Raw genomic sequence first — 10058 nt, forward strand, 5'->3', positions numbered from 1 at the left:
GGTAAGCTGGCTTCGATAATAAATTATCAACTGAACCGCAGATGCCCACAGTTTGGACACCAAAGGCAATCTGCAATGAACCAGACAAACAAACTTAGGCAATATTGCCCATTAAAGCAATATTGACGGTCTTTTCATTTGGCCGCTAAGTCTTTGTCGCAAACTAAATGAAATGTATAAAAAACAAACAATGAAACCGGATATGCCGAAGGGCTATATCTATAAAGTATGGCTGATTATGCGATTAACCACCGTAATTCTAATAGCTACCATGATGCAGGTCAGTGCCGCTGGCTTTGCACAAAAAATCAGTCTGTCCAAATCAAATGCAACTCTGGCTACTGTACTAAGGGAGATCAAATCGCAAAGCGGTTATAACTTTATTTACAAAGACAATCTGCTGAAACTGGCTAAGCCAGTTAACATCAATGTGAATGGCGTTGAAGTGGAAGATGTATTGAAGCAAATTTTTGAGGAGCAGCCATTTTCGTATGAGATCAATAGCAAAGTCGTTATTGTGAAACAGAAAGAAAAAGGTTTTTTTGAAAGCCTTATTGCCCGATTTCAGGCGATTGATGTCACTGGGAGGATCGTTAATGAAACGGGCTTGCCATTGAGCGGAGCTACAGTTAAGATCAAGGGTACGGAAAGGGTAACCAGAACAGGGGATAACGGTGCATTTACTCTATCGGATGTGGATGAGGGTGCAGTATTGGAGATTTCTTACTTGGGGTATAAAGTGAGAGAGATTAAAGTGGCGAAGGATTTAGGAAATATATCAATGGAAGTTTCCAGTGGTGAACTGACTGAAGTTAATGTGGTCTCAACAGGTTACCAAACCTTGCCAAAGGAACGTGCCACGGGAAGTTTTGTGCTAATTGATAGCGCATTATTAGGCCGCATAGTAAGCACAAATATATTGGATAGACTGGAGGGGGTGACAAGCGGGTTGATAGTTAATAGAAATAAAGCTGGAGGAGTTGCCCCTGATATAAGCATAAGAGGTCGCAGCACCATCACATCCAGTAGCGATCCTTTAATTATATTAGACAATTTTCCTTATGACGGAGATATTTCCAACATCAATCCCCAGGATGTAAAGTCAATAAGCATTTTGAAGGACGGTGCTGCAGCATCGATATGGGGTTCTAGGGCTGGAAATGGGGTGATAGTGATTACAACAAACAAAGGTTATTTCAATCAGAAACCTATCGTAAGTTTTAATACCAATCTTACAATAGGCCAGAAACCCGACGTGTATTATAGAGATCAGATTAGCAGTAAGGAATTTATAGATGTAGAGCAATTCCTTTTTGATAAGGGGGCCTATAATAACATCATAACCAATGGATATGGAAGTCTGTCGCCTGCTGTTGAAATAATGCTTTTAAGAAGAAAGAATGTCATTACTACCGATCAGGAAAGAGATGCTAGGCTGGCAGAATTAGCTACTCATGATAACAGAGTTGATCTTGATAAGTACATATACAGAAAGAGTATTAATCAGCAATACCAGTTAAACGTCAATGGAGGAGGACAGAATAATAAGTATTATATCTCAATGGGTTATGATAAAAACCTAGCGAATATCATTAGAAATAGCGGTGATAGGTTAACGTTAAATGCTAACAATACATTATCTCTATTTAACAATAAGGTTGAGTTATATACAGGAGTCCTGTTCTCTTCAAGCAAAAGTAATCAAGACGGAATTGAGTATATTCCAAGGTATCCCTACGAAAAAATTGCTGATGAAAATGGGAATCCGATTGCGATAACAGACGGAATCTTAAGAATCCCATATGTAGATACTGTTGCGAAGGGCAGATTACTGGATTGGCATTTTCGGCCACTGGATGAAATACAAAATGGGTACTCCTCAAGTGGTTCCACATTGACCGATTATAGAATCAATTTGGGTGTAAACTATAAAATTGTTTCAGGTTTGGGCCTTTCATTAAACTATTCTTACGATAAAGGTTTCTCAGAATCAAGTAATTACAATACATTGGATTCTTATTTTACAAGAAATCAAATCAACACTGTTTCCCAAATTACTACGGCCGGTGTCACGTATCCAATTCCGCTTGGAGACATTGTTACGAATGGTAGCGACTCGTACTATTCGCACTATGGTCGTGGACAGTTTAATTATAACAATACATTTGGAAAAAAACATGAGATAAGTGCCATTGCAGGATTTGAGGTTAAAGACTATCAACGCTCTTCAAGCGCTCTAAGATTATATGGATATAACGACGACACCCAGTCTAATTTAAATTCCTCCATAAATCCAACCATACAATATAAAAACTTTTACAATACAAATTCTACAAAGATTCCGCTTAATATAAATAATAATGGATCTATAGACAGATACAGATCTTACTATTTTAATGGTTCATATTCTTATAGCACCAAATATATAGTTTCGGTTAGTGCTCGAAAAGATGAATCCAATTTGTTTGGTGTAAAAACGAATCAAAAAGGTGTACCACTATGGTCAACTGGTTTGGCATGGATTTTAAGTAGCGAGGACTTTTACAAATTTGATGTTTTATCATATTTGAAGGTGAGGGGTACATTTGGTTACAATGGTAACGTGAATAAATCTGTTACTGCTTACCTCACTGCAATTTCAAACAACTTTACAAATTACTGGGGTACTCGATATATAGAAGTACAAAACCCACCAAATCCTTCTCTACGTTGGGAAAAAGTAAAAAATATTAATTTCGGCGTTGATTTTGCAACAAAAGACAATTTCATTTCGGGTAGCATAGAATACTGGATTAAAAATGGAATTGACTTGATTGGGACATCGCCGATAGCCACCCAAACGGGTGTATCCATTTTTACTGGAAACTCTGCAAATATGCATGGTGAAGGCGTTGATGTTGTTTTAAATTCTAGGAATTTTACTGTAAGAAATTTTGGATGGCTTTCCACTGTGTTGTTCAATTACAATACAGATAAGATCACAAGTTATAAGGGGAAGTCAACTAATAATGGAGCTATTGTAGGCACAAATTATTCGCAGCCATTAGAAGGATATTCATATTATTCCTTATTCAGTTATCCTTGGATGGGATTGGATAATTTGGGGAATCCTCAAAGTTTACTAAGTGGAGTAATAAGTAAGGATTATACGAAAATCTCGAATTTATATGATCCGAGCAATTTAGTCTATAATGGTACGATGACTCCGAAAATTCATGGAAGCTTCATCAACACCTTCTCATATGAAGCTTTTGAATTCTCATTTAATCTCTTGTATAAATTTAATTACGTCTATCGCCGAAAATCACTGGCGAATCGCACCTTATATACTACCCCTAATACCTTAGCCACATTTCAGCAATCTGACTATGAATTAAGATGGAAGGGGCCAGGAGATGAATTAGTAACAGATGTCCCATCCCTAATATATCCAGCGAATAGTTCGCGCGATCAGATATACGCCAATTCAGCTATTTTGGTAGAAAAAGCGGATCATATCAGATTGCAGGACATTAGAATAAACTACAATCTCATTAAAAAGAGTTCAAATACTCTTCCACTGTCTAATCTCAATATTTATGCGTACGCATCAAATCTTGGGATCATCTGGAAAGCATCGAAATATAAAATCGACCCGGATTATCCTAATGGCATCCCTGCGCCGAAAATGTTGTCCATTGGTTTAAAGGCTGACTTTTAATATTAAAAAAATGAAAAGATTAAATCAAATTATATACTTATTAGCAATAATAGTTACTACAAGTATTGGATGCAAAAAAGACTTCCTTAATGCAAAACCACGGACGACAATTGTAGCACCAACAAATCTGAAGGATTTGGAGATGTTATTAGAGAATTCAGATGTATTGACCTCCAATACACCAGGACTCACTATTATGGGTTCAGATGAATATGTATTTATTGACTATTCCAATTGGCAGAGTGCATTCACGGCAACAGAGCGAAACTCATATATCTGGGCAAAAGATATTTTCAATGGTGAAATAAATATTCAAGACTGGAATGACGGTTATAAGGCCATCTTCTACTGTAATAATGTCCTGGAAACTATAAGCACAATTGATAGATCTAAATCAGACATAGCCTTATATGATACAGTTAAAGGATGGGCCCTTTTTGCAAGAGCTTATATATTATACGATCTCGTGTCTACATTTTCTCCTGCATATGATGCTTCTACTTCTTCTTCAGATCTGGGCGTTCCGATTCGTCTAAAGCCGGGCATTGATGAGATCTTACAGAGGTCATCGGTAAAAGACACCTACAATCAGATTCTAACTGATCTTGACGAAGCAAAGAAATTACTTAGTGCAAGTATGCCAATAAACAGAAATAGACCATCAAAGTCAGCTGCCTACGCACTTTTTTCTCGAATCTATCTAAGTATGAGGGAATATAATTTGGCAGAAAATTATGCTGACAGCACTTTGCAGTTATACAATAAATTAATTGATTACAATACAATAAGCAAAACTTCAACAGGGCCATTTCCAATTAACTGTGATGAGGCGATTTATATTAATGGAGCAGTTGCGTCTCCATATGGAATTATCAATCCATTTAATGGGAACACTGCTATAACTGTCAACCCGGAATTGATAAGACTTTATGAAATAAGTGACTTAAGGTTGAACATATTCTTTAAAACAAATGCGACTACAGGCAATTTATATTTTAATAGAAGCTACTATCCTGTTGTCAGAGCATTTACTGGACTAGCAACTGATGAAATATATTTGATAAAAGCGGAATGCTTGGCGAGGCGCAATCAGGTCCCCTCGGCCATGACTACACTTAATACACTGTTAAAAATGCGATTTTCACCAACTGATTATAGAGATTTGACAGCATCTGATCAGACTGATGCTTTAAACAAGGTGTTGCTCGAAAGAAGAAAAGAACTAGTATGGCGAGCCTTGCGTTGGTATGATTTGAGGCGATTAAATAACGAAGGGGCAGATATAACTTTAACCCGAGTATTGGATGGGATTACCTACACACTTCCCCCTAACGATCCTCGTTATGTTTTCCCAATACCAGATGATGAAATAACTAGAAGCGGAATTCAACAAAATATCAGATAGAATTGATTATGAAAAAAATAAAAGTTATTAAAACAATATTCTCGCACATATTTTTTTTAATGTTCATACCGGGAATCTTGCATGCGCAAAATGAATATACTATTAGAGATGCAAAAGTGACTGTGCATGTGATAGATAATAACCTGTTAAATCAGGAAATGACAATTGAGATAAAACAAGATGAGATTTCCGACTACATTGGATCTATTACATACACCGCCAAATCTAATAAGAGTGGTGAGTATACTTTTATAATTCCCAAATTAAAAACTCTGGCGAGGTTCAACCTTACGCTTTCTTCCGAAGGAAATCTAAATCGGGATCTACTTCTCGAGCCGGGAGATGATATTAAAATCACATTTCTCGGCAATAAACTTAGCAAATCCGGTAATGTTATACGAAGAATACTTACTTATTCTGGTCAGGGAAGTGGAAAACTTAATGCGGATATGGAAGTATCAAACACAAAGCCTAATAATTTAGCAAATTTACCTAAGGTCTTTAACCAGAATTATTTAGATACATTGTTTGTTCGCGCTGATTCAACATGGCAAAATCAAAAACGCATCTTAAATAAATATAAAAATGAAATAAGTCCCTATGCGTACAAAATGATTGAAATCGATAATTTTGGCTGGGCTTACTATATGAGTTTTAGTTTTTTAACAAAATTATATAGTGATCCAGTTAAGAGACAGGCCATTCGTTCCTATTATCCTAAAGTTAAAGACATAGGCTATCGGGGTAATGATACAATTGCTGCTAGTTCCAATAGGTACCTAACTTTTTTAATGAGTCGAACTGAGCTCTCAGCTATGATTAATGCAGATCCGGAAAAATCGTCTCCTAAAAAAAGGTATAAGGAAATTATGAAGGAAGCAAACGGTATCCTTAAAGAGAAATTGTTGACCCGTTATATCGTTACACTACCAATACCCATATCTGAAGTCAGTGGTGACGATGTTTTAACTGTTGACGAAATTAATGAGGCTCTAATATTTGTTAATAACCCAAAATATAAAGAAATTATCTCTAATGTCCTAAAGACAAAAGGAAAAGGTGCGATTGCCTACTCCTTTATTTTACCTGATACAACTGGTAGAATGATATCCTTAAGCGACTTTAATAATAAGGTTGTTGTCCTAGATTATTGGTTTACGGGATGCGGAAGCTGTGTAACAGTAGCAGAAGTTATAGATCATGAGATTCTACCAAAATTTAAAAATAATTCAGATGTTGTATTTATTAGTGTAAGCGTAGACAAAGATCAGAAGACCTGGAAAAATAGTGTAAAAACTGGCACATATACCAATCCAAAAAGCATTAATCTTTACACGGGCGGTCTGGGTTGGGATCATCCTTTTATTAAGAATTACAACTTCCAAGGATTTCCGCATGTTATGCTAATTGATCGGAAAGGAAGAATTTTTTCTTCTGAAATGCCTAATAGAGATGGCGCCAAGATGGTGGAGTTGATCAATGATGCCCTTAAGACTGGGATTTAGTTTATCCATTTACAAAGTCAAAAAAAATTAAAGAATGAAGATTTCAATTATATTATTAATTGCCATAGGCTTTATGGCATGTAAAAAAGAAGATAAGGTATTTCAAAGTGTAGCCACGATCAATGTAGTCAATGCCGCTGTCGATGTCGTATCCGTTAAAGCAAGTACTTCAGAAAAACCTATAGTTTATAGTAAGACAACAGATGTTGTAAATTTTGGTGCAAACAGGTTCTATTCTGCCGCCCGTGGCTCGGCACAAATTACAGTGGTTGCAACAGCAGATACAACTAAAATGCTATTCAATAGAAAAGCAGAGTTGGGAATAGGATTTTATACATTATATCTTGCTGGGCAGAATCCGAATGTAGATACGCTGTTCCGTAAGGAAGATAATTTCCCTTTTATTAAAACAGACGTAACCAGACCTACTTCTACTGACAGTGTCGTGAACGTTCGCTTTGTAAACCTTTCACCAAATAGCCCTGCTTTGAAGATCAATGTAAGGAATAGCACAACCAACGAGGTAGATAATTTCAGTTACAAAAGCATTGGAAACTGGAAAGCCTATCCAAATAAAGCCACTGGTACGACAGCTTATATTTTTGAGATCAGAAACGCCAGCACGAATGCAATTTTGCTTACCTATACCTTTAATGCAACAGCGACCAATCGGTTTTTGAACGTAGCATTGGTATTGAAGGGGTTGGTTGGAGCTACAGGAACAAATGCTTTTGGGGTACAGGTTGTAAATTATTTTTAACATAGAAAAGGCAATAAATAAAGATTATGAAATTAAATATTAAAAATCTTATAGGCGTTTTGGTCATTATTTTCTCAACCAATACCACAAAGGCAGCGACAATTCCTTTACTTCATGTCGCACATTTTAATTCTTTGAAGCATGCCAATGTTATTCCAGATTTTTCGGGTAGATGGAAATTAAACATCCAAAACAGCTCTTTTGGAAAAATCCCTTTAACAGCTGCTTTTGAAGTTTTAGAAGTACTTCAAACAAAAGATTCAGTATCCATTATGAATATTGGCGATGCCAGTACCAAACAGACGATTGCATTAAACGGAAACTCATTTACTAAATCTGTTAAAAATAAACGAACAAAAAAATCTGTAGTTAGTTGGATTGATGATAACCAAACTATGGTTCAAAACTCGTCTTTTGAATACGAAGATTCTCAGGATAGGCCTCATCAAATTAGTGCAGTTGAAGTATACAAGCTTAGTAAAGACGGAAAGGTATTGACAATTGAAAAATCGGTATTGATATCAGACCCTAAACTAAACTGGAAGATAATTGCGGCTTATGACAGACAATAGAAATTAATGCATGAATAATTTAGGACAATAGTTATAGTTAGAACACGGATTTTGCATGGATTTGCAAGCCGTGTTTTTCATTTAGCATGAATATAGATATGATAGAAGCACAACCAAATGATAAAGCGCGAATTATTGAGATATTAACCTATGCTTTTGAACAAAATGCCAGCGTAGATTATATAGTAAAACGTGATGAAGCAAGATTGGTCAGAATCAGAAAGTTAATGGAATATGCTTTTAAAGTGTGTTGCAGGTATGGTAAGGTGGTGCTTTCTGATGACCGTAATGCCTGCGCATTGGTGCAGCTTAAAAAGAAAAAGTTCTCTTTTCAGTCGTTGCTTTGGATATTCAACTGGTATTATACGTTACCGGAATCAAAAACCTAAAAAAAGTCCTTAATAGAGAATCTTTGATTGGCAAGCAACACCCAAGATCAGTTAACGTTAAAGGTACTGTTTACGGTAACCCGCAATTGAACAGCGCCACAGGAGCGTCTCTCGTTAACTACTGAACGGAACGAATTGAAAAATATGATTTATTAAGCCATCAGCAACCGGCAATAAACGAATAAACCTCTCTGGTCTTCGACCATCTCTCCGGAATTCCGGAGAGAGTGAAAACCGCTCTCCACCTGGGCAGGGGGAGAAATTCACCGTTTGTGAAAAAGGGGGAGATAAAGAAAAAGTAAAGAATGAACAATAATAGAAATGTTTTTAAAAGTGGCTATATGCCACCGGACATGAAAATCGTACTGAAGTTTGAAGAGTTGCTGAACCACCATTTCAGGGAGGAGCATAATCATGAGTTTTATGCTGCCGCAGTTGGCATGACAGTTAAAGGGCTGGATAAGTTGTTGCGGGCATACTTAGGAATGACTTCTTATGAACTGATCCAGGAGCGGATTCATCAGGAGGCGATCAACTTATTGCTGCATACCACACTTAAGATAAAGGAGATTACTTACGAGCTTGGAATTTCCAATCCTTCCTGGTTTTGTAAGTGTTTTAAACAAAAGACAGGATTAAGGCCCAGGGACTATAGGGATAAAGTAAAGCAGGAAATTAATGGCATAAAATAGTATAATAAATGGGCTCTAAAATGTTATATTTTATTTGATAGAGGGTATAGTTTTGCCAGTGTAGAAAAACATGGGGACATAGCCGGCCCAGTCATTAACGGTAGAATAAGACAGGCGTACGTCTGTCTGTCCAAACCTGTTGAGCTAGACGGTTCAGGGATGAACGATGCGGGTATCCGCCCATCAGGATTCATACGAAATAAGTTTAGTTCCCAAAGCTAGACAATGAAAATAACAGAATCGACTAACTATGTTCCCTAATTCGGGAGTTTACATGAATAAAAATACTGTCGTTTTTTCACGATAGGTTAGTTAATAATAGCCCCCAGTTTGGTTAACAGGAGGCAAACGAGTTTAGGCTGCATCCTCCGGATGGAAATGCAGCCTTTATAAAACACCAAAAAAAATGACACAATTAACATACGCACCATACCTACACACCCAACCATTCACCAAGCCTGCCAAACAAGCCCCAAAAAGAAAACTATACACCCTACATACACACCATACCCTCACCAAGAAAAAAATACCAAGCCCAAAAACAAAACAGCTATCCACCCAAAAAATAATGCAACTCACCAATCACCCCCGCAACATCCACCAACACACCACCAAAACCACCAGTTGTGAAAAACTATTACCCCCTAAGTCCCCGACCAGGGAATTAAGCCAGCTTAAGTTTACCTCCATAAAAAAACAAACACAAAAATTATGGAAATCAACTACGAAACCGCCTCCTTCAAAGACTTCGAAGACATCCCGGGCATTGACCCATTCAAAAGAGCCGCCCTATTCAACGACTACTCTACCTACAAAAGAGCACGCGGACACATGAACTACCGCCAACTCGCACTCAGCGGTTGCAGCCCGGAAATGAAACTCCACATCCCCGGCAACACCAACCAGAGCTTCATCAGCGTAGTCTCCAACGACTACCTCGGCTTCACCCAGCACCCCAAAGTCATCCAGGCCGCCATAAAAGGAATCCAAGAATGGGGAACCGGGGCCGGAGCCTCACCCGCCATCGGCGGACAC

7 protein-coding genes and 1 pseudogene are annotated in these 10058 nt (G+C 37.4%); all 8 read left to right on the top strand.

Going from position 1 to position 10058, the window contains the following annotated elements; genetic code table 11:
- Positions 1-172 precede the first annotated feature (172 nt).
- Positions 173-3700, top strand: a complete 3528-nt coding sequence (locus VK541_RS20600) for a SusC/RagA family TonB-linked outer membrane protein (RefSeq protein ID WP_324372355.1) — start codon at positions 173-175, stop codon at positions 3698-3700.
- 10 nt (positions 3701-3710) lie between these two features.
- On the top strand, positions 3711-5105 hold the full coding sequence (locus VK541_RS20605; protein WP_324372357.1) for a RagB/SusD family nutrient uptake outer membrane protein: 1395 nt from the start codon (positions 3711-3713) through the stop codon (positions 5103-5105).
- A gap of 8 nt (positions 5106-5113) precedes the next feature.
- Positions 5114-6610 carry a TlpA disulfide reductase family protein gene (locus VK541_RS20610; protein WP_324372358.1) on the top strand — a complete coding sequence of 499 codons (1497 nt, stop codon included), beginning with the start codon at positions 5114-5116 and terminating at the stop codon, positions 6608-6610.
- Between the two features lie 34 nt (positions 6611-6644).
- Positions 6645-7370, top strand: a complete 726-nt coding sequence (locus VK541_RS20615; protein WP_324372360.1) for a hypothetical protein — start codon at positions 6645-6647, stop codon at positions 7368-7370.
- 26 nt (positions 7371-7396) lie between these two features.
- Positions 7397-7942 (top strand): hypothetical protein, encoded by a 546-nt coding sequence (locus tag VK541_RS20620; RefSeq protein WP_324372361.1) that lies wholly within the window; start codon positions 7397-7399, stop codon positions 7940-7942.
- Positions 7943-8040: 98 nt separating this feature from the next.
- Complete coding sequence (locus tag VK541_RS20625) at positions 8041-8331, top strand: hypothetical protein (RefSeq protein WP_324372363.1); 291 nt, start codon at positions 8041-8043, stop codon at positions 8329-8331.
- Positions 8332-8636: 305 nt separating this feature from the next.
- Complete coding sequence (locus VK541_RS20630; protein WP_324372364.1) at positions 8637-9023, top strand: helix-turn-helix domain-containing protein; 387 nt, start codon at positions 8637-8639, stop codon at positions 9021-9023.
- A gap of 711 nt (positions 9024-9734) precedes the next feature.
- Positions 9735-10058: pseudogene (locus VK541_RS20635) on the top strand (2-amino-3-ketobutyrate CoA ligase); the annotation flags it as partial.

This window comes from Pedobacter sp. (genome assembly GCF_035317785.1).
Classification (GTDB): domain Bacteria; phylum Bacteroidota; class Bacteroidia; order Sphingobacteriales; family Sphingobacteriaceae; genus Pedobacter.

Excerpts from the sequence above, each read along its gene's own strand:
- VK541_RS20600 (WP_324372355.1), top strand. The coding sequence starts at position 173 with ATGTATAAAAAACAAACAATGAAACCGGATATGCCGAAGGGCTATATC.
- VK541_RS20605 (WP_324372357.1), top strand. The coding sequence starts at position 3,711 with ATGAAAAGATTAAATCAAATTATATACTTATTAGCAATAATAGTTACT.
- VK541_RS20610 (WP_324372358.1), top strand. The coding sequence starts at position 5,114 with ATGAAAAAAATAAAAGTTATTAAAACAATATTCTCGCACATATTTTTT.
- VK541_RS20615 (WP_324372360.1), top strand. The coding sequence starts at position 6,645 with ATGAAGATTTCAATTATATTATTAATTGCCATAGGCTTTATGGCATGT.
- VK541_RS20620 (WP_324372361.1), top strand. The coding sequence starts at position 7,397 with ATGAAATTAAATATTAAAAATCTTATAGGCGTTTTGGTCATTATTTTC.
- VK541_RS20625 (WP_324372363.1), top strand. The coding sequence starts at position 8,041 with ATGATAGAAGCACAACCAAATGATAAAGCGCGAATTATTGAGATATTA.
- VK541_RS20630 (WP_324372364.1), top strand. The coding sequence starts at position 8,637 with ATGAACAATAATAGAAATGTTTTTAAAAGTGGCTATATGCCACCGGAC.